The following is a 20,685-nucleotide window of genomic DNA, read 5'->3' on the forward strand; positions in this document are numbered from 1 at the left end:
TCAGTTCCTCGTTATCGACCAGCACTCCATTCGAGCGCGCGAGGTCGCAGTGATGGTCTTCGAATCAAAATTCTCGATTAGTGGAAAGCCATCTTTGCAAGCCACAAGGACGGTGTATTGACCTCGCGGGTAGGGGCGATTGCTCCTTGAAAATTGCGAGGCGGCTCGTGCCATCCGCGATGGCACACCTCCAGCAGCCGAAAGCCAGTTTCACATTGCGAAATTCGCCTCGAATTCCCGCGGCCTTTATTTTTCACGGCCCGAAAGCATGTTTCATATCGCAAAAATCAAACAATAACTCATTGAAAATTAACGATAAATTATGTCTTATGTCTTATATAAGACTTCGTCGAAATGGATCGGAGGGGCGCTACCATTGAGTCATGCAGTTCGCTTCGGTACACGTCGCGGCACGCTGAACCCTTTAATCAAACGCGCATTACGTTTAGGAGATGCACATGGCCCAATATCAAGACGACATCAAGGACGTTGCTGATTTGAAAGCGACGCACGGCAACGCGTGGAATGCCATCAATCCGGAGTACGCGGCTCGCATGCGTGCCCAGAACCGATTCAAAACGGGCCTGGACATCGCCAAGTACACGGCCAAGATCATGCGCGCCGACATGGCAGCCTACGATGCCGATCCATCCAAGTACACCCAGTCGCTGGGCTGCTGGCACGGTTTCATCGGCCAGCAGAAGATGATCTCCATCAAGAAGCACTTCAACAGCACCGACCGCCGCTACCTTTACCTGTCCGGGTGGATGGTCGCTGCGCTGCGCTCCGAGTTCGGCCCGCTGCCGGATCAGTCGATGCACGAAAAGACCTCCGTCAGTGCGCTGATTCGCGAGTTGTACACCTTCCTGCGCCAAGCCGACGCCCGTGAGCTTGGCGGTCTGTTCCGTCAGTTGGATGCTGCCGAAGGCTCTGCCAAGGCGGCCATTCAGGAAAAAATCGACAACCACGTCACCCACGTCGTGCCGATCATCGCCGACATCGACGCAGGTTTCGGCAACGCGGAAGCCACCTACCTGCTGGCCAAGCAGTTCATCGAAGCGGGCGCATGCTGCATTCAGATCGAAAACCAGGTGTCTGACGAGAAGCAGTGCGGTCACCAGGATGGCAAAGTCACCGTGCCGCACGAGGACTTCCTGGCCAAGATTCGCGCCATCCGCTATGCCTTCCTGGAGCTGGGCGTTGACGACGGTATCATCGTGGCGCGCACCGACTCACTGGGTGCCGGTCTGACCAAGCAGATCGCCGTGACCCGCACGCCGGGTGACCTGGGCGACCAATACAACTCCTTCCTTGACTGCGAAGCACTGTCGGCTGACGAACTGGGCAATGGCGACGTCATCATCAAACGCGACGGGAAGTTGCTGCGTCCCAAGCGCCTGCCGAGCAACCTGTTCCAGTTCCGCGCCGGCACAGGCGAAGCGCGCTGTGTGCTGGATTGTGTCACCGCGCTGCAAAACGGCGCTGATCTGCTGTGGATCGAAACCGAAAAGCCGCATATCGCTCAAGTCGGCGCCATGGTCAGCGAGATTCGTAAGGTCATTCCGAACGCCAAGCTGGTGTACAACAACAGCCCGTCGTTCAACTGGACCCTGAATTTCCGCCAGCAGGTGTATGACGCGATGAAGGCCGCGGGCGAGGACGTGTCGGCATACGAGCGCGGCCAACTGATGAGCGTGGAGTACGATCAGACCGAACTGGCTGCGCGGGCCGACGAGAAGATCCGGACCTTCCAGGCCGACGCGTCGCGCGAAGCCGGTGTCTTCCATCACCTGATTACGCTGCCGACCTACCACACCGCAGCACTGTCTACCGACAATCTGGCCAAGGAGTACTTCGGCGACCAGGGCATGCTGGGTTACGTGGCCGGTGTGCAACGCAAGGAAATCCGTCAGGGCATCGCCTGCGTCAAGCACCAGAACATGTCCGGCTCGGACATCGGCGACGACCACAAAGAGTATTTCAGTGGCGAAGCGGCCCTGAAAGCGGCGGGTAAAGACAACACGATGAACCAGTTCTGACAGCAGTCATCTCCAAAGCAAAACGCCAATCCAGTCAGGGTTGGCGTTTTTTTTTGCCTGACGGGATGAGCGGGACATTATCGAAGGCTATCTTGTGCGCTTGCGTGACGACGGGGTGCGCCCGCATTCGAGTTTGCGGTGTCCGAGGTCGTTAGATCGCCACACTTCTCGCGTAGGCGCGCCCGCAAAACAGGGAGTCCCGCATAAGGGACACCAAGGCAGCGCAACGTGCTCGATGCCGCGATCCTTTGGTGGAAGTCCGAGGATTCTCCTCGCAGCGACAAGCGTATCGGCTGGCCTGATCGGTGGACTGTTGCGAATTCGGTGGGCACCACCTGAGCTTCTTGCGCCTTCGCAAACGCTATCGGGCTGACACAACTGCGTGTCGAGTTGTCGAACCGCGCCTCGCGCAGTCCCTAGCGAACGCCCCCCGTCTTCGTAGCAGGGCCATTCGACGCGCTGTTCTTGCCGATGACACCGCCGCAGGCGCCGCGAAGCAAATTACCATCCCGTTCGATGTGATTTTGCGCGCGGAGGTTGCTGGACGGGCACGCGATGAGCAGCCGATCCGACTCGTCGTCAACTACCGAATCGCTCCCGATCTGACCGCCGGACCATTCGAATTCGCTCGCTCTCCGATAACGCCACCACAACTGCCGCGTAACTGACCGCCTTCCCACCGGATATTCCTTTCAGCGCGAATTTCGCCAGACGGGCACGCAATGAAATTGATCGGCGCGCTGTTGTAGGGCGCATGCTGGCGGTTCGCTTCTCCCGGCGGGATCTCCGGCGTCCCCGAGGTACGGTACCGCGTCACTCGATCACATGCCGCGTCACGAAGGTCCATGACGGGGTTCTTACCGGTCATCACATCGACAAAACAATAGGTGACCTGAACCGGGAAGTCGCATGAATTGACAAATGACACTTCATACTTGCTCGGACGCCCTAACTTAATGCAGCGATTGACAGCTGGCACAGTGGGATTCAACTGGCTATTCGAGCCGGGCGCGGAATCAGCAGGAACACTCGAATTCAAGGGTCGCGAATTGCCTTGCATCGCGCCGCCCAGGGCCGCCATCTGTGCCGCGTTCTTACCGCCGCCGGCTGCGACGCCTTGCATCACTGCGCCAAGGACCGCCAGCGTGCCTGACGCCCCGCCACCGTCCGTCTGCGCATTCTCCGCGAGCCAGCGGCGCTTTTGTGCCCGATTCTCGTCCTCGATCTTGCGCATCTCCGCTTCGGACTCACGTTGAGCGATCTCGTCGCGTTTGATCTCGTCCTGAACGCGCTGTTTGTCGGCTTGCGCGCCCCGGTCGGAATCTGCTGCGACCTTGGCGCGCTGATCCGCATCGAGCATGGCGAGCAAGGTGTCTCGCAGAGCCCGGCAATCGCGTGTGTCTGCACATTCAACGTCGCTGATGATGTTGTCGTAGCGGTCGTGTTTGCCGAGCGTGCCCATGTACTGCCAGCGATAGCCACCAGTCACGCTGACTTTTCCTGCGTCGTCTTTTTGCAGATAGGCGTAGTACTTCCTCGGCTTTCCGGGCTTCGCGACGAAGAATTCCGTCGATTTCACCCTGCCGCTCGTCCCGTAGTCGAGCTCTTGAGTCAATTCGCCGGGGCCGCTGATATAGCCGTCCTCGCACTTGCCCGACCACCAGTACTTTCCGTTCGCCTGCCGCGCCCGCGCGTCGGCATTCATCTTCTTTTGGAAGTCGTAGTCCTCGTCGCGAATCACATAGGCGATGCGCTGAAGTTTGCATCCCTCAGCCGTCGATACCTCTATCGTTTCGGAGCGGGACGGGTTGTCCTTGGGACCGAACAGCAACGCGCAGCCGCTCAAGGCGACGGCCGGAACGAGCATCAGGATGGATCTTGAGACAACGAACAAGCTCGCGCGACGGAGCAGCAACATGAATCCCCCCGAAGGATTTTTTTGCTTCAATGAATTGGCGGGAGATCGGATTCCATTCAGAGGCCCGCTATTGCGCCATGAGCTCCACTTTATCGACTCGCAGTCTTGATGGCATCCTTCGTTTGGATGATTTTTCCCGGGCCACCGGTCGGGCAGGATGTCGTCTGGTCACCGGCGAGTACCGCCTCGCGCTTCCTGAACTTATTGATATGGCCGATGCCATTGGGCTCGACATGGTTGAACTCGTCAACCTGTCCCAGCAGCAGATCCTGGCGGCAGATATCCGCACGCATGCGACGATTACCCAACCCCCCGCGACCGAAGTGTGAGGTGACGCGCATCCCCCAAATTGGGGATGCGGGGCGATTTCCCCTGTGTCACCATGCGCGCATCTCAGATACCTACAAGCCCAATTTGAGGGGGAAGATGATACGACGCATTTCACTGGCCTATATGCTGGCATCGGGCGCCGTGCTCGTCGTGGCTGATGCAGCTGCCCAGACACCGACCGAAAATCAACTGCGCATGGCGCAATGTGCCGACATGGCCGGCGCGCGCCAGGGCAGCGACCGCAAGACATTCATGCGAGCCTGCCTGAAGAAAGATTCCGCGCCGTCGGCTCCCGCTAACGCTAAGACCCAGGGCAATTTGACCGCAACAGGCTTCTCGGGAACGGCAGACGGGTTCGAGTTCTCTGTCGACGGATCGCAGGCCGTTGGGGTCGGAGGACCGTGCGTGAGCGCGGGCGTCAAACGATTTACGTTCACGGTGCCGTCGAGTTTCGTCCAGTGGCAACGCGGCACATTCCGCAGTCAGTACAGCATGACTGGCCACGGGGATCTTCCGCAGCGCTCGGGACCACCTCTTGACGTGCTGTATTCATTCGACGCGAAGTTCGACTGGGCAGGCCAAATGGCGGCGGTTGCGCAACAGCGCCGTAATCTGCCCGATGGTGGCGCGGCCATTGAGTGCCTTGCGCGCAGCCATGACAAATACGTGGAGGCTGCCGAGAACTGGATGCAAACCAACAAGGGGATGATCCAAAAGCAGTGGGGCGCACAGATCAAGGAAATGACCCGCCAATGACGGAGAGCGCGGGGCGTTCTTCACGGATTCGTTTAAGATCGGCGACGTATCAGCGCGTCCGCCGCATAGACGCGGACAAGGCGTCGTCGATCAGCCAAACGAATGACGCACGCCGCCGCCCACGCTCCTTACCATGCACGAGACGAATCCTAGGAGCACGGACATGCGAGCCGTCATGGCATTAGTCGTCGCCGTGCTATCGGCTTCGGCGCACGCGCAAGGAAACAACTGCGACTGTCAGCAGTACACGGCAGCGTGCGAAGCATCGATCAACGTCGTGCCGACGACCTCCACCAAGGGCTCGTACGGTGCCGACCTGCAGATTCGTTCGACGGCGCCCCAGTGTTCAAAAGTCGACTACTACGTCGACAGAACCCCGTATTTCACGATTTTGAGCCAGAGCCATCAGGGGGAGGATCGCGTGTTCGGACAAAAGCCAATCACGCGCGCCGACATCAGTTCGATCAGTTGCCACGTTTGCCGCCAGCAGGACGCAAACACGTCATCCGGTAGCGACAGGAATGCGAGAGGCGCCTCGCAGGTGACGTTATTTCGCCCCGACGGCGACGCAGGATCGGCTGTCACCAATCAACTGACGATCGACGGCAAATCCGTCGGCAGTCTCAGCAACGGGCAAAGCCTTTCCGTCGACCTGGGCGCGGGCTCTCACACCGTCAAGAACGTTCGCAGATACCAAGGCGCTTGGCAGGGCGAGTGCAGTCAAGCGATTCAGGTCGATGGCGTCACAGCCTACCGATACGAGGTTTCGCTGACTCGTCTGGTGGGCACAACGGCGACATCCGCCGCCGAAGCGTCGTGCCGGCTCGTCGCTCGTTAACCGTTGACGTGCTTCGCGGCACGGGAGAACGCGGCGGAACATCTTGGCCATGGAGGTTTTGGAATACTTCATTTGAAGGATATCCATCGACGCGGCACGTTCCGACAATACGGGTATTCGCACTTATGCCGTCGTAACCCCCGGCGGACTTCAGCTATGCGCCATGGTCTTCGCTCGCCTGTGCTTCGTTCATCAGTCGCCCGGTTACTCGCCATGTCGACGCTGCTGCTGGCCGGTTGCGCGTCTACACCGCGTATTCCACCGCAGCAGCCGATGATGTCAGGCATCACAGACAAACCAACGGTCCAGTCGCCTCAGACGAAACTTCGCGGCGGTCCGGATGCACGTCTGGCGGTGCTTCTTAGCAGCAATACCATCGCGAACACGCAATACCTCCGTGAGCGGCAGACGGCTTTCGACGAAAAATTCGATGGCAATGCCTGGTCAGCGCCCTACCAACTTGTGCTCGACCCCGGATTCTCGCTGGCATGGATCGCGCACTCACTCAGGCAACGTTTCGGCACTGTGATGCTGGTACCCGATGCCAACGCCGCCATCAATGGCAGGTTCGATGGCATTGCCGTGGTGGATGTCTTCTTCGAACCGTATGACAAGGGCATTCCGGAATCCACCGCACACGTTACCGTGGCCTTTTACGATGCGCAGTTCCGCTATATCGGCGCCGCAGGCGGCAAGGAATACAAAGCGGCTACCGGATTCTGCTGCTGGGCGTACAGCGAGGTCGTAGCGCTCGCCCGGACACATCAAAAGACGATAGCCAACGCGTTGCAGGACTTCGACACCCGATTGCCCTACCTGGTGGAGACTTCGCCCGGCGGCGTGCCCAAGCCCCGCAACAACGCCGTGGGCGCAACCCGATAGAGGTGGATCGTGATGAAGATCGCTCCGAAAACATTCGTACGCTATGCGCTTGCTGTCCTGCTCGTTGGCGCGGCGAGTCGGTCGTTCTCGCAAAGCTGTGATTGCACCGAGATCGTGGGGTCGTGTCAGGGCGCAGTCTCTCTCACCCCAACGGGTAGTCAGAAGGGGCTGTATGGGGCCGATCTCGCGATCAGCGCTAACGCTGCACAGTGCGCCCGCGTGGAGTACTTCGTCGACAACACCCCGGCGTTCACAATTCTGGTGAACGGTCGCAGCGGATCGGACCGGGTCATGGGCACCAGCGAGCAGCCGTTGACAGCGAGTCGCGTGGCGTATCAGGGCTGCCGCATCTGCAAGGCGGCCTCCGACCAACGCAAGGACACCGCCAGGAATGGGGACAGCGAAGCCGAAAACCTTTTTGCTGCGGCTCTGGCCAACGACACCTTCAATCCGAACAGTAAAGAGGAAGGCTTCCAGCGCTTAGCCGGTGCGTCTGGGGGAAACGATGCCACGATTTCCGCGATGATGAGTGTCATGCAGGGCATGCAGCAGTTGCAGGCGGCGGGCGGCGGGGCGCGTGCTGCGGCCGTGCAGGCACCGGTGGGCGCAGCGCAGAAAGCGATGCCGGCCACCTGCACCTCGGCGGGCTTCAGAACCTGTGATTTTGGCTCCCCGAACCCCGGACCCAGGTGAAGACGCACGACAACGGGTCGCCTTGACAGCACTAAGCCGGGGCAATGCGCCGCCGACAATACCGCAGTATCGCCACCCATATGCGTAGCGGCCGGGCACGATGCTCATTGCACCACAACTGTATTGAATGCCGCAGGAGCAAACGTCTGGCAACGCGACAAGGAAGTCCCAAAGCGGCCTGAAATCGAACCAAAGGGAATCCCCGAAAGCGCCTGCGATGGCAATCGATCCCGAGGCTCGAACCGTAACGACGCGGCGTGAAGCTCCGCGTCGTTACGCTCCAGCTTTCATCCCAACCTCCATGATTTCTTCATGGGGCGTCACCAGAAGTACTCCCACCGTTTTTCTTCGGCGTTAGAGAATCACTGAGCGTGGATTTTCTCGCTCATTTCATGAATACCGCCCTACTATCGCGCTGAGATAAGAAAAAGGCCCCAAGAAGGAGCCTTGATAAATCGAGTATCCGGGTTCGGCGATTGACGTTTGTCGGACATGCCGCATCACAGCAACCATCCCGTTTTAAGATATGCGAGACATTTGACCCAAAGCGACCCACAACTGTCGGTCGTAACCGCGCGCGTTCAACAGCCGTTTGCAATCCTGGACGGTCATACCAAGCTGCGCGCTCCCCCGCAAATCCCGGCGATTCCGCTCGCCATCACGGATCACTAAAACTCGCATTCCGCCGTGCTCACAAGCCTCACGAAGGGGCCATTCAATGTCCGATTGTGGTGGTCGATAATGTTTCGCGCAGACAACACCGGCGTGTCCATGGAGGTATGCGCGTCGGCCACCAGCAAAGGTTGGAATCCCAAATCCGCTGCTGCCCGACAAGTTGCGTCGATGCAGTATTCCGTTTTCATTCCGACGATAACCAACTCGTTAACGGATGCATCCCGGAGCGAGTCCGCCAGTCCGGTGCCAAAAAAACAGTTGGGCCGGTTTTTGTCGAATACGGCGTCCTTCATCGCATCAACGGCCAAATCTTGCAGAAGTTGTGTAAGCGGGCTCCCAGGCTCAATGGGTGAACCTTGAGGGCCGGTATGTCGCGCAACGAAGATTGAAGCACCGGCTCGGCGAGCCTTTTCGATCAACTGGTTGATGTTGGCAAGAACTTGCGGCCCGTTGTGAGGCGTTTCTGGGCCATTAAACAGTCCGACTTGCATGTCAACGATTAAGAGGGCGCGGCGTTGAGGCTGAGGACCCTGCATTGCGTTTCTCCTGGATTGTTGCCAGTGACGCACGGAGAAACTTCAAGGCCCCGTCCATCACTGGCGGGGCCTTGGGGCGATACGGTATTTGAAACTCACGCACCGACCTCACGGCCCGCCATAAGCGGTCGTGGTGATGGTAGTGGTAGTGAGAGCGAGGAAGTCCATGTCATGCATGATGCAGTAACCGCTTCAAAGCGTCAACGACCGTAGCTTCACAGTTAAGCTCGGTCGATTGGACTGGCGGCGACAGGCCGGGATGGCACTATAGCTGCCGTTTGAACGTCACCGATGGGCAAGCCGCGAACGTCGCTTCCTGGCCGAAAGCAGACAACCTGATGCTGACGGATATCGAAAAACGGGAGGAATACTGCGCTCTCATTTCAAGTAGATATCCGAACAATATTGCCGAGGTCGGTCGCTGCGTTAGTGACTCTAGTCACGCTTGAAAGTGGTTGATCCGTTGGCCTCTCAAAGTTTGCATACTGCTTCGATTTGCTACCAACGGATGGTCTGCGCGAAGTCCACGAAGGCTCGCAACGTAGCCGGCAGGTAGCGGCGCCCCGGATAGTACAGCAACGGGCCGGTGAAGCTGGGCCACCAAGGCTCCAACAACGGCTCCAGTTCGTCGCGGTCGATATAAGGCTGCAGCCACTCCTCGAACAAATAGATCACCCCCGCTCCAGCCACTGCCGAATCAACTGCCAAGTCAGCGGCGGCGCCAAGGTTTACGATCAACGGTCCGTTTGTTTCCACCGTCAATGATTTCCCGTTGTGCGTAAAGAGCCAAGGCGGCATGGCGCCACTAGAAAAGCGTCCGCGCAGACAAATATGCTCGCGCAGATCGTTCGGATGGTCCGGCCTGCCGTGTTGCGCGATATAGCCTGGCGACGCTGCCAGTGCCATGCGCTGGTGCCGTGGACCAATAGGGATCGCCACCATGTCTTGATCCATGCTTTCTTCATATCGGATGCCGGCGTCACAGCCTGACTGCAGCAAGTCCACGAAGCGATCTTCCACGATCACCTCCAGACAGATTTCGGGGTACTCAGCTAGGAATTGCGGAACTATGCGCGGCAATACCAATTTAGAGGCCGCCAGTGGGACATTCAGCCGCAAGCGCCCGGCGGGACGGTCACGAAAGCCATTGACTACGTCCAGCGCTGATTCGACGGCGTCCAGCGCAGGCGTCAGTTGTTCCAGCAGGCGCTGGCCGGCGTCGGTGGTAGCAACGCTGCGTGTTGTCCGATTGAGAAGCCGCACGCCGAGGCGCGACTCCAGTCGGCGCACAGCTTCGCTCAGTTGCGAGGCGCTGGTACCGGTGATACGTGCGGCGCCGCGAAAGCCACCATGGGTGGCCACGGCCACGAAGGCGCCAATGTCTTGCAAATCAGCCATTGCCATTCGATTGTCCGGAATTTCGCACAAGCTGTTCTATTGTTCTGGATTGTCGCACAACGAGCAAGCTCCTAGACTGTGGTCACGTTACCCCTGTCCGCAACTACGGATAAAAATATGAACCAAGCTAAACAGGCCGGCGGCTACATGCTCGGCGATCTCAACGTCACACGCATGGGTTATGGCGCCATGCAACTGGCCGGCCCACATGTATTCGGTCCTCCTAAGGACCGGCAACAGGCCGTCGTCGTGTTGCGTTCGGCGTTGGAGATGGGCGTCAACCACATCGACACCAGCGATTACTACGGTCCGCACATCACCAACCAGATCATTCGCGAGGCTCTGCATCCTTATCGTGACGACTTGGTTATCGTTACCAAGATTGGCGCACGTCGAGGTGACGACGGCTCGTGGCAGAAGGCTATGTCTCCCACCGAACTGGAATCGGCGGTGTACGACAATTTGCGCAACTTGGGCTTGGAAGTGCTGGATGTGGTGAACCTACGCCTGATGTTCAACGTGATGGGCCCGGCGGAGGGATATCTGGAAGAACCTCTGACAGCACTAGCGGAGTTAAAGCGCAAGGGTATAGTTCGGCATATTGGCCTGAGCAACGCAACGGCCAAACAGATCGCTCAGGCACGGACGATCACTGATATCGTCTGCGTGCAAAACCAGTACAACCTTGCGCACCGAGGCGACGACCCGCTGGTAGAGCAACTGTCGAAAGCAGGTATTGCCTACGTGCCGTTCTTTCCGCTGGGTGGGTTTTCGCCACTGCAGTCGGCAACGCTTGAGCAGGTAGCTGCCGACTGTGGGGCGACGCCGCTGCAAACTGCTCTGGCTTGGCTACTGCAACGTTCTCCCAATATTCTATTGATTCCAGGAACCTCTTCGGTTGGCCATCTGCAGCAGAACATAGCTGCCGCCGCATTGAATTTATCGCCTGAAGCAGTAGCAGCACTTGACAGTATCGGTGCGTCGGCCAGCTAAACAGTTGATGACGTTCCGCGCGGCGTTCCCAACCGTCGCGCGATATCGATAGCAGCGTACGTCATCTTCAGGCAATACACACGATTGGCCAAGTTGCCCCCCCCCAAATAGGCGGGGGACTAGCCCAGCGCGGAAAGCCCTCGCGTCTCGATCCATGCTTCAAGGCGCTCACGGGTTTGGTCCGTGATCTCGAATTGAACCGGACGCCGGGTCTTTTGTTGCATGATGGTGGCTCTCGCGGCCACGTGGCTTCCGTGACGGATGCCCTGCACCTGCAATCGCGTGAGATCGCGACGTCGCCCCAGAATCGTGTCCACGGGTAAAACGCGCAAATTGCCAAAATCTCCCAACCCCGCTTAGAATGCCGGTCTTCGCGGGCGTCGTATAATGGCAATACCCTAGCTTCCCAAGCTAGAGCCGTGGGTTCGATTCCCATCGCCCGCTCCAACACCCTCTCTGTTATTTCTCCGCTTGATTGTTCTGCCACTGACGTCACGCCGACGCCTTGCGCTTATGGCCGTGCGGCTTGCCACGATCAGGTGGAGTAAAATCCGTTTCCCATGCGCTTCTCCGACTTCGACCAACGCCTCGCCGCACTCGGCGCTCAACCTGTCCATCGTGGCCGGGTGGCTCGCGTCTGGCTGAACGGGCAAGCACTCGACACCGGCACGCGCCGTCGCAGCTCAGAACACTTCCTGCCGCTCGCGCTGCGAAACGCCCTTCCCGCACTCACCGCAGAACTCGACGGCCTCGCCCGCGTCCGCTCGGAACACACGGGCAACGACGGCTCGCGCCTGCTCGTCGAACTCGCGGACGGTCAGATGGTGGAAAGCGTATTGCTGCCGCGCGACGGCCTCTGCGTCTCCACGCAAGTCGGCTGCGCCGTCGGCTGCCGCTTCTGCATGACCGGCAAGAGTGGCCTGATCCGCCAGATCTCAAGCATGGAAATCCTCGCCCAAGTCGTACTGGCGAGACGTCGGCGCGCGGTGAAGAAAGTCGTCTTCATGGGAATGGGTGAGCCAGCGCACAACCTCGACAACGTGCTCGAAGCCATCGACCTGCTGGGCACCGAAGGCAATATCGGCCACAAGAACCTAGTGTTCTCCACCGTGGGCGACCTGCGCGTGTTCGACGCCCTGCCCCGGCAACGCATCAAGCCCGCACTGGCGCTGTCGTTGCACACCACCAAGGCCGACCTGCGCGCCCACCTGCTGCCACGCGCACCGAAAATTGCACCGGATGCGCTGATCGACCTCGGCGAAAAATACGCTCGCGACACCGGCTACCCGATCCAATATCAATGGACGCTGCTCAACGGCGTCAACGACGGCGACGATGAGCTCGACGCCGTCGCGCGCTTGCTCAAAGGGAAATACGGCGTGCTCAACGTCATCCCCTTCAATAGTCTCGAAGGCGACGACTACCAACGCCCCGATCGCCAACGCATTCGCGAGATCGTCCGCTATCTGCACAGCCGCGGCGTACTGACTAAGGTGCGAGACAGCGCCGGGCAAGACGTCGATGGCGGTTGCGGACAATTGCGCGCTCGCGCCATCGGCGAAACGAAAGTGGTTGAACTGCACAGCACGCGGTAAGCGCGCGGCGCAGTAAGTTCACGCAGCGTTGGCGCGCGACAGTTCGCGGAAATTCATCCAGTGCGAACTCACCAGCCAGCCAGCATCCACCGGCAAACTCACCCCTGTGATTGCGCTCGACTGATCGCACATCAGGAAGCTAACGGCCGCCGCAATCTCGTCGGTACCGACCAGACGCCCCAGCGCCGAATGCGCTTCAATCGCAGTGGCGCTGCGCTTGCCCGTCGCAAGCTTGTCCTCGAAGATTGGCGTCAGCGTGAAGCCCGGGGCGACCGCGTTGACGCGAATGCCAGACGCGCCCAATTCGCCCGCCGCCAACTGCGTCATCGCACCGAGTGCCACCTTCGTCGGCGAATAGGCATGCAGCGGCAACGGACGTAATTCGTTGATCGACGTGATGTTGACGACCGCACCCGCGCCCGCCTGCTTCATCAGCGGCGCAAACACCCGCAGACAATACTGGGCGCCGAAGTAATTCACTTCCCACACACGCCGCTGCATGTCGTCATCCATCTCCAGCATCGGCACGACGTCTTGCAGCAGGCCCGCGACATTCACCAGCCCCGCAACGCCACAGCGCTCGCGCAAAGACGCCGCCAGGACATCGACCGCTGCATGGTCGGTCACGTCGAGCGCCGCCAGCGTCATCCTCGGCTCGGCAGCACGCGCGCCAAAGACATCGCGCAAACGGGCAAGATCGAGATCCGTGGCCACCACATGCCAGCCGTCATCGAAGAGGCGGTTCGCCACCGCCAAGCCAATGCCGCCGCTCGCTCCGGTCACAACCACGGCGTGGCCGCTATCGCGCAACGTGTCTAATGATTTGCGCTTCGCGCGCTCAGGGGATGAGGTCATACCATGCGTCTCCGTCAGGGGGTTGTCGCCTTAATTTCTAAACAATTCGTTTAGTTTATCAACACCCCCATCCGGCGCGTCAAGCCTTTTTTGCCGCCCCCTTCGCACGCGCGGTCTTCGCGGGCGCGGCTTTTGTACCTCGCGCAGTCTTCCCCGCCATCGCAGGCACCTTGCCATTCGGGCCGATCAGGCCTTGCATGACAAGGTCGACGTGCTCGCGGACAAACGCCCGCGTCAGCGGCTTGTGGCCGACGAGCAGGCGGTAATAAAGCGGCGCGTAGAGGATGTCGAGCACGACGTCGGGGTCGCCCGGTTTGATCAGCCCGCGTGCCACAGCGTCGCGCACGATCTCCACACCCTGCTGACGGCGCGCCGACACGTAACCGTCGCGAAACGCCTGCGCGATTTCCGGATCGGACTGTCCTTCCGCAATCAGCGCGCTGATCATCGTGCCCATCGGCCCGCAGAATTCCTCGGCCATCTTGAGCAGACGCGAAAAAATGCTGTCGAGCTGCAACTCTTCCGGATACGGCAACGCCTGCCCCGCCTCACGCAGGAAGGCCGTCATGATCACCGACGCGCGGTTCGGCCACCACTTGTAGATCGTCGCCTTGCTCACCCCCGCCGCAGTCGCAATGGATTCCATCGTCGTCGCGGATAACCCCTGCTCAAGCAACAAACGATATGCCGCGTCGAGCACGGCGCGCTCCGCCTCCACACTGCGTTTGCGTCCGCGCCGGCCTGCCGCGGGAGATTCGGGATTCAACTGACTTGACATTCGCTTTGCCCAGACAAATACTAAACTGAACGTTTAGTTTATAAATTTCGTCACCGCTTTGAAAGCTCGTCGAGCGGTACGTCGGTTTGGAGAATGGAATGCAGAAGTCTGACACAGTTTTTTCTTCATTTGCCCTGCCCGTGGGCGAAGCATTGGCCGACACCGGCATCACGCCGGCCGAGCAACGCGTGCGCGAAGATCTCGCCGCCGCGTATCGCCTATGCGCGCTCAACGGCTGGGACGACTTGATCTACACACACTTGTCTGCGCGCGTGCCTGGCCCTTCGCATCATTTCCTCGTGAATCCGCTCGGTCTGGCGTTCGACGAAATCACGGCATCGAATCTGGTGAAGATCGACCTCGACGGTCGAGTCATCGGCAACTCATCTTACCGTCCCAATGCGGCCGGCTTCGTGATTCACGGGTGCATCCACGCAGCGCGTGAAGATGCCGCCTGTGTGATGCACCTGCACACAGAAGCGGGCATGGCATTGTCTGCGCTGGAGGACGGTCTGCTGCCCATCACGCAGCACGCCATGCGCTTTGTCGGACGCCTCGGTTATCACGATTACGAAGGCATCGCTCTCACCATCGGCGAGCGCGAGCGGTTGCTTGCCGACCTGGGCAGCAACGCAGCCCTGATTCTGCGCAATCACGGCACGCTTACCGTAGGACGCTCGGTAGGTCATGCCTTCGTGGAAATGTTCTATCTGGAGAAAGCGGCCCGCGCGCAATTGCTCGCGCAGGCGACGGGTGCACCGCTGCGGATTCCGGCACCGGACATCGCCGCCTTGACGGCCCATCAGTGGGTGACGGATCTACGCGGCTCGGGTGATCGCGAGTGGCCTCCCCTGTTGCGTCAACTGGAGCGCTACGGCGACGACTACAAGCGTTAATGCATTGCAGTGAAGCTGTGCGGTACGAATAAGAAATACGAAATGGGCAGTTGGCAGTGACCAGCAAACATAACAGAACCATGACGGAGACACCCCTTGAACCCGACCCTTGCATCACAGGCGAGCCAATCGGCCGCCGGTGGCGATAACGCCGCCGCGCTGGACTCCCGCATCGCGCAGGAGACGATTGGCCAGCTATTCCGGCGCATTCTGCCCTTCCTGATCCTCTGCTACATCGTCGCATTTCTCGATCGTGTGAACGTCGGCTTCGCTGCCCTGCACATGAATGGCGATCTCGGATTCACCGCGACCGTCTACGGTTTCGGCGCGGGTATCTTCTCGATCGGCTATTTCGTCTTCGAGGTACCGAGCAACCTGATCCTCCATCGGGTGGGCGCGCGCATCTGGATCGCCCGCATCATGGTGACGTGGGGCTTTGTCTCAGCGGGGTTCGCGTTCGTTTCAGGCGAAACGTCGTTCTATGTGATGCGCTTCCTGCTCGGCGTCGCCGAAGCGGGGTTCTTCCCCGGCATCGTGTTGTACCTGAGCCTCTGGTTCCCGGGACGCGCCATGGCGCGTGCGACAGCGATCTTCATTCTGGGCCTGCCGCTGGCGGTGCTAATCGGTGCACCACTCTCGACAGCCATTCTCACGTCGTTCCATGACTTCGCCGGACTGCGCGGCTGGCAATGGATGTTCCTGCTCGAGGGGGCGTTGGCTGTGGTGGTCGGCGTCATCGCCTACTTCGTGCTTGGCAGCTCGCCCGACAAGATCACGTGGTTGACCGAAACCCAACGCGACTGGCTGGTGCGAACGCTCGCGCAAGAGCGCGCCGCGAAGGAAAGCGCGCGGCAATATAGCGTCATGCAGACGCTGCTCTCGGGCAAGGTGCTGCTGCTCGCGCTGGCGATCTTCTGCAACATCACCGCGCTGTTCGGCATCACCTTGTGGATGCCGCAGATCATCAAGGGCATCGGCGGGCTCGACAACACACGCGCGGGGCTGCTCAGTGCCGTGCCGTATGTGTGCGCCGGCATCGCCATGGTGATCAACGCGCGGCATTCCGACAAGACCGGCGAGCGCCGCTGGCACATTCTCGTGCCGGCAGCGATCGGTGCGGTGGGCTTGGTGATGGCGGGAAGCGCGACGTCGCCGTACGTCGGCATTATCGGGCTGTGCATCGCCGCAGCGGGGATTCTGGCGTCGAACATTCTGTTCTGGCCGCTTGCCCCGATGTTCCTGACGGGCGCCGCCGCCGCGGCCGGTATTGGTCTAGTGAACTCCGTCGGCAATTTGGGGGGCTTCGTCGGCCCGTACCTGACAGGCTGGGCGAAGGACACCTTCGGCGGATATAGCGCCAGCATGAACACGCTCGGCGTCATGGTGCTCATCTACGGTCTGCTGCTCTTTGCATTCCTCACCGTGACGACGCGACGTGCAGGCATCGTCAGCGCACACGCCGCCACTCCCGTCCGAGGTACGGCAGCGCGCTAAACCTGCTCCCCTCTCCGTCTCGGTTCCGATTCTTTACTTTGCCCGGGCGCGCGGCGCGCGCTTGGTTCTTGCCATGAATATTGCCAATACCCTTGCGCGGGCCGCCGTACGGCATCCCGCCCACATTGCGACCTATCTCGGCGATTCGCCGCAGTTCGACTACGCCACGCTGGCGCGCCGCTGCGCCGGTATCGCCAGCGGCCTTCGCTCTCTAGGGCTGGCCGATGGCGCTCGCGTAGCGCTGTGGATGCGCAATCGGCCCGAGTATCTCGAATGGCTCTATGCCATCTGGTGGGCGGGCCTCGTCGCGGTACCGATCAACGCGAAACTGCATCCGCGCGAAGCCGCGTTCATCGTCGACGACTCGCAAGCGGAAGTGGTGCTGGCAGAAGCAGAGGACGCACAGGCGCTGGCCGACTGTCTTGCGACGTCGACGATTTGCCTCTCGCCGGAAGATGACCGTGTGCGTGAATGGGTGAAGGCGGATGCGTCGCAATCTGTGCCTGTGGCATCGCGCGAGAACACGGACCTCGCATGGATCTTTTACACGTCCGGGACGACGGGACGACCCAAGGGCGTCATGCTCTCGCATCGCAACCTCTGGTCGATGGCGGCGTGCTACATCGCAGACGTGGATGCGGTCGGCCGCGAAGACCGCACGCTGTATGCCGCGCCGATGTCGCACGGCGCCGGGCTGTACAGCGTGGTCTTCACGATGCAAGCCGCGGGGCACGTGTTTCCTGCGTCGGGCGGATTCGACGCGCAAGAGATGTTTGCGCTTGCCGATTCCCTCGGCGGCATCTCGTGCTTCGCCGCGCCCACGATGGTCAATCGTCTGGTGCGCCACGCGCAGGCAACCGGTGCATCGTCCGAAGGGTTCAAGACGATCGTGTACGGCGGCGGCCCGATGTATACGGCGGATATCGAATGCGCGTTGTCGGTGATGGGCTCGCGCTTCGTGCAGATCTACGGTCAGGGCGAGTCGCCGATGACAATCTCCGTGTTGCCGCGTGATTGCATCGCGACACGCGAACATCCGCGCTGGCCGCAACGTCTGGCGTCGGTGGGTCACGCGCACGCGATGGTGGAAGTCGAGGTGGTCGATAGCGACGGCGTGCCCGTGCCCTCGGGAACGGCGGGCGAAGTCGTGGTGCGCGGCGATGTCGTCATGCAGGGCTACTGGCGTAATCCGGAAGCGACGGCAAAGACACTTCGCAACGGCTGGCTATGGACGGGCGATATCGGCATATTGGACGACGATGGTTTCCTCACGCTAAAGGACCGCTCGAAGGATGTCATCATCTCCGGCGGTACGAACATCTATCCGCGTGAAGTGGAAGAAGTGCTGCTGCGCGCCGAGGGGGTAGCCGAGGTCGCGGTCATTGGAGAGCCGGATCCGGAATGGGGCGAAGTGGTCGTGGCTTATGTCGTCTGCACGCCGGGTGCCGCGCTAGAGAGCGCAGAACTGGATAAGCACTGTCTGGCGCACATCGCGCGATTCAAACGCCCGAAGCGGTATGTGCCCGTCGATGCCCTGCCGAAGAACCACTACGGGAAGATATTGAAGACCGCATTGCGTGTCGGTGGCGCTTGAGGGAGGTGAAGCGCCGACAGAGATCATCATCGATGGGACGGGGCGACATTGCTCCGTCCTTAGGCGTCGCTCTCGCGGGCTCGATGGGAATCGATCCCAAGGCTCTCACCCCGGAATCGTACCCACGGGTAAAAGGCGCAGATTGCCAAAATCCCCCAACCCCGCTTAAAATGACGGTCTTCGCGGGCGTCGTATAATGGTAATACCCTAGCTTCCCAAGCTAGAGCCGTGGGTTCGATTCCCATCGCCCGCTCCAGAGATTCTTTGAAGAAGCCGTCCTTGTGACGGCTTTTTCGTTTTCTGCTGCCGCCCCCGCCGCTCCCCTCATCGCGCCGCAGCGAATCCCACAACCGACGCCCGGTTATTTGAACAATCAGTCAAAAATAACCTATAGTCACGCCATCGAAATGGTGCGCTCATGCGCATCGCTCATTTATTCCCGCCAGATCGACGAGGCCGACCATCATGAGCGGAAGACCGAGAGAATTCGACGACGCAGCCGTCATCGACGCCGCCATGGACGTCTTTTGGACCCACGGCTATGAAGGCACATCGGCGCAGGCGCTCGTCGAATGCACCGGGCTCGGACGCGGCAGCCTCTACAACGCCTTCGGCAGTAAGCTCAATCTCTATCACGAAGCCCTCGAGCGCTATCAGACGCTCGGGCTTCAGACGCAAGCCGACATCCTGAACGCGCCCGGCCCCGTCAAGGATCGGCTCCGCGCGCTCATGCAATGGGGCATCGACGACGACCTCAATCCCGAGAAGCAACGCGCTTGCATGTCGCTCTTTGCCGCGCTCGAACGAGGTGCAAAAGACGCCAAGGTCCGTCAGATCAGTCAGGCGTATTTCAAGCGTATCGAGCAAGTCCTCGTGCATCTGATCGCCGTCGGCCAGCACAACGGCGAACTTTCTTCCGAACGCTCGCCGGTAGTCGTCGCACGCACATTCCTCTCGAGCTACTACGGTCTGCGCGCACTCGGGCGCACGATCTGCGACCGCGCCTTCCTCGAAGACATCGTGGACGGTACGCTCGCCCAACTCTGACGCCCGACGCGCCAGTTCGACACTCAACTCACCCGAGAGACCCGAGACACCGGACATCCTCCCCCGAATCAGATGGGGTCCTCGCCGCCTCCCCGAAATATGGAATGATCATTACATAAATGTCGAAAGAATCCGCAATGCCACCCGTCGTCTACCTATTGGGACTCACCGTATTTGCCATGACCACGGCGGAATTCATGGTCGCCGGCATGATGCCGGCACTCGCCCACGCGATGAACGTCGGCATCGGCGACATCGGCAATCTGATCTCCCTCTACGCCCTCGGCATGACTATCGGCGGTCCGGTGCTGACCGCCCTGCTGCTCGCGCTGCGCACGCCGCACAAGCGTGCCCTCGTCTGGCTGTTGACGATCAACGTCGCAGGCGGCGTACTCGCGGCCATGTCGACTCGCTATGAAGTGATGGCGCTCGCGCGGATCATCATGGGCGTCGCCAGTTCGGCGACGTTCGGGGTTGCGCTCACGCTCTGCGCCGACCTCGTCGCGCCGTCCGTCCGCGGACGTGCCGCCTCCTTCGTCCTCGGCGGCTTGATGTTCTCGCCCGTAGTTGGCGTGCCGCTCACCGCCTTCGTCGAACAGCACTATGGCTGGCGCGCCAGCTTCTGGCTCGTCGCCGTGCTCGCCGCACTGTGTACGGTTGCCGTCGCGCTGTGGGCCCCCGCAAGCGAGAAGCAGGATGACGAAACCATCAGCCTTGCCGGTGAATTCCGCTCACTGTTGAATCGTCCGCTGTGGGCCGCGTTCGCCACAAGCGGATTGATCATCGGCGCGACCTTCGCCGCGTTCAGCTACTTCTCGCCGATCTTTCTCAATGTTGCAGGGGTATCGGCGAGCGCGATCCCGAATCTTCTGGCGATGTACGGTATCGCGAACATCATCGGCAATGCCGTCATCGGACGCCTCGCCGACCGTCACACGTTGACCGTGCTCGCCGCCGGTTTGTCAGTGCTCGCACTCGCGCTGGTCAGCTTCGCGCTTTGGGCCGACCTCGCGCCCGTCGGTATCGCCGCGTTCGCCGCCATTGGCCTGACGGGCGTATCGCTCAACCCCGCGATGGTTGCCCGCGTGATGCGCGCTGCGGCACCGGGGCCGCTCGTCAATACGATGCACACCTCGGTGATCACCGCAGGTCTCGCGTTCGGCACATGGGCCGGTGGCGCTGCAATCGACGCGGGCTACAGCATGCGCGCGCCGCTGTGGATCGGTGCCGCGATGGCAGCCCTCGGCCTCGCCAGCTTGTTACCTTGCCTTCGTTCGGGTCTCGCACAAGCCCCCGATACTGCGTGCTCCGCTTCCTGAGCCCTCTCACATGAAAATGTCGGCCACATCGGCGAAGAATTTAGCCACC

18 protein-coding genes, 2 tRNA genes and 1 pseudogene are annotated in these 20,685 nt (G+C 60.4%); 15 read left to right on the forward strand and 6 right to left on the reverse strand.

Annotated elements, in window-relative coordinates; translation table 11 throughout:
* The first annotated feature begins 458 nt into the window (after positions 1-458).
* Entirely contained in the window at positions 459-2,039 is a 1,581-nt protein-coding gene (locus tag PBR20603_RS16760) for an isocitrate lyase (RefSeq protein WP_150560636.1), read from the forward strand.
* 583 nt (positions 2,040-2,622) lie between these two features.
* Here PBR20603_RS16760 and PBR20603_RS16765 read toward each other — a convergent pair.
* Positions 2,623-3,957, reverse strand: coding sequence for a hypothetical protein (locus PBR20603_RS16765; RefSeq protein ID WP_150560637.1), 1,335 nt, complete (start codon positions 3,955-3,957; stop codon positions 2,623-2,625).
* A 77-nt stretch (positions 3,958-4,034) separates the two neighbouring features.
* Between PBR20603_RS16765 and PBR20603_RS24195 the strand changes: the two genes are divergently transcribed.
* From PBR20603_RS24195 to PBR20603_RS16785, 5 genes are all read left to right on the forward strand, one after another.
* Complete coding sequence (locus tag PBR20603_RS24195; RefSeq protein ID WP_174977952.1) at positions 4,035-4,286, forward strand: hypothetical protein; 252 nt, start codon at positions 4,035-4,037, stop codon at positions 4,284-4,286.
* A gap of 1 nt (position 4,287) precedes the next feature.
* Positions 4,288-5,043 carry a PsiF family protein gene (locus tag PBR20603_RS16770; protein ID WP_174977953.1) on the forward strand — a complete coding sequence of 252 codons (756 nt, stop codon included), beginning with the start codon at positions 4,288-4,290 and terminating at the stop codon, positions 5,041-5,043.
* 175 nt (positions 5,044-5,218) lie between these two features.
* Positions 5,219-5,881 carry a hypothetical protein gene (locus PBR20603_RS16775; protein WP_150560639.1) on the forward strand — a complete coding sequence of 221 codons (663 nt, stop codon included), beginning with the start codon at positions 5,219-5,221 and terminating at the stop codon, positions 5,879-5,881.
* Between the two features lie 213 nt (positions 5,882-6,094).
* Positions 6,095-6,763 carry a YajG family lipoprotein gene (locus PBR20603_RS16780; protein WP_150560640.1) on the forward strand — a complete coding sequence of 223 codons (669 nt, stop codon included), beginning with the start codon at positions 6,095-6,097 and terminating at the stop codon, positions 6,761-6,763.
* A 12-nt stretch (positions 6,764-6,775) separates the two neighbouring features.
* Positions 6,776-7,456, forward strand: a complete 681-nt coding sequence (locus PBR20603_RS16785) for a hypothetical protein (protein WP_150560641.1) — start codon at positions 6,776-6,778, stop codon at positions 7,454-7,456.
* A gap of 668 nt (positions 7,457-8,124) precedes the next feature.
* Here PBR20603_RS16785 and PBR20603_RS16790 read toward each other — a convergent pair.
* Positions 8,125-8,667: a cysteine hydrolase family protein gene (locus tag PBR20603_RS16790; RefSeq protein ID WP_150560642.1), complete on the reverse strand. Its 543-nt coding sequence runs from the start codon at positions 8,665-8,667 to the stop codon at positions 8,125-8,127.
* Positions 8,668-9,165: 498 nt separating this feature from the next.
* Complete coding sequence (locus PBR20603_RS16795; RefSeq protein ID WP_150560719.1) at positions 9,166-10,065, reverse strand: LysR family transcriptional regulator; 900 nt, start codon at positions 10,063-10,065, stop codon at positions 9,166-9,168.
* A 117-nt stretch (positions 10,066-10,182) separates the two neighbouring features.
* Between PBR20603_RS16795 and PBR20603_RS16800 the strand changes: the two genes are divergently transcribed.
* Positions 10,183-11,058, forward strand: coding sequence for an aldo/keto reductase family oxidoreductase (locus PBR20603_RS16800; RefSeq protein ID WP_150560643.1), 876 nt, complete (start codon positions 10,183-10,185; stop codon positions 11,056-11,058).
* Positions 11,059-11,186: 128 nt separating this feature from the next.
* Here the strand turns inward: PBR20603_RS16800 and PBR20603_RS24365 are convergent.
* Positions 11,187-11,357, reverse strand: a pseudogene (locus PBR20603_RS24365) (integrase); the annotation flags it as partial.
* A gap of 74 nt (positions 11,358-11,431) precedes the next feature.
* Here PBR20603_RS24365 and PBR20603_RS16810 point away from each other — a divergent pair.
* Positions 11,432-11,505, forward strand: a tRNA-Gly gene (locus tag PBR20603_RS16810).
* A gap of 113 nt (positions 11,506-11,618) precedes the next feature.
* Positions 11,619-12,653: an RNA methyltransferase gene (locus PBR20603_RS16815; RefSeq protein WP_150560644.1), complete on the forward strand. Its 1,035-nt coding sequence runs from the start codon at positions 11,619-11,621 to the stop codon at positions 12,651-12,653.
* An 18-nt stretch (positions 12,654-12,671) separates the two neighbouring features.
* Here PBR20603_RS16815 and PBR20603_RS16820 read toward each other — a convergent pair whose 3' ends face one another.
* Together PBR20603_RS16820 and PBR20603_RS16825 are read right to left on the reverse strand one after the other, a co-directional pair.
* The gene (locus tag PBR20603_RS16820) at positions 12,672-13,508 is read right to left on the reverse strand and encodes an SDR family NAD(P)-dependent oxidoreductase (RefSeq protein ID WP_150560645.1); all 837 of its coding nucleotides are present in this window, start codon (positions 13,506-13,508) and stop codon (positions 12,672-12,674) included.
* A gap of 79 nt (positions 13,509-13,587) precedes the next feature.
* Positions 13,588-14,286 carry a TetR/AcrR family transcriptional regulator gene (locus tag PBR20603_RS16825; RefSeq protein ID WP_150560646.1) on the reverse strand — a complete coding sequence of 233 codons (699 nt, stop codon included), beginning with the start codon at positions 14,284-14,286 and terminating at the stop codon, positions 13,588-13,590.
* 98 nt (positions 14,287-14,384) lie between these two features.
* On the opposite strand from PBR20603_RS16825, the gene PBR20603_RS16830 reads away from it, so the two are divergent.
* The 6 genes from PBR20603_RS16830 to PBR20603_RS16855 all read left to right on the forward strand — a co-directional run bounded on the left by PBR20603_RS16830 (position 14,385) and on the right by PBR20603_RS16855 (position 20,636).
* The gene (locus tag PBR20603_RS16830) at positions 14,385-15,182 is read left to right on the forward strand and encodes a class II aldolase/adducin family protein (RefSeq protein ID WP_150560647.1); all 798 of its coding nucleotides are present in this window, start codon (positions 14,385-14,387) and stop codon (positions 15,180-15,182) included.
* Between the two features lie 96 nt (positions 15,183-15,278).
* Positions 15,279-16,676 (forward strand): MFS transporter, encoded by a 1,398-nt coding sequence (locus PBR20603_RS16835; protein ID WP_217425974.1) that lies wholly within the window; start codon positions 15,279-15,281, stop codon positions 16,674-16,676.
* 73 nt (positions 16,677-16,749) lie between these two features.
* Positions 16,750-18,270, forward strand: coding sequence for a class I adenylate-forming enzyme family protein (locus tag PBR20603_RS16840; RefSeq protein WP_150560648.1), 1,521 nt, complete (start codon positions 16,750-16,752; stop codon positions 18,268-18,270).
* A 182-nt stretch (positions 18,271-18,452) separates the two neighbouring features.
* A tRNA-Gly gene (locus tag PBR20603_RS16845) sits at positions 18,453-18,526 on the forward strand.
* 209 nt (positions 18,527-18,735) lie between these two features.
* Positions 18,736-19,317, forward strand: coding sequence for a TetR/AcrR family transcriptional regulator (locus tag PBR20603_RS16850; RefSeq protein WP_150560649.1), 582 nt, complete (start codon positions 18,736-18,738; stop codon positions 19,315-19,317).
* Positions 19,318-19,436: 119 nt separating this feature from the next.
* Complete coding sequence (locus tag PBR20603_RS16855; RefSeq protein ID WP_246174777.1) at positions 19,437-20,636, forward strand: MFS transporter; 1,200 nt, start codon at positions 19,437-19,439, stop codon at positions 20,634-20,636.
* The last annotated feature ends 49 nt before the right edge of the window (positions 20,637-20,685 follow it).

Origin of the sequence: Pandoraea bronchicola (genome assembly GCF_902459805.1) — a bacterium.
Classification (GTDB): Bacteria; Pseudomonadota; Gammaproteobacteria; order Burkholderiales; family Burkholderiaceae; genus Pandoraea; species Pandoraea bronchicola.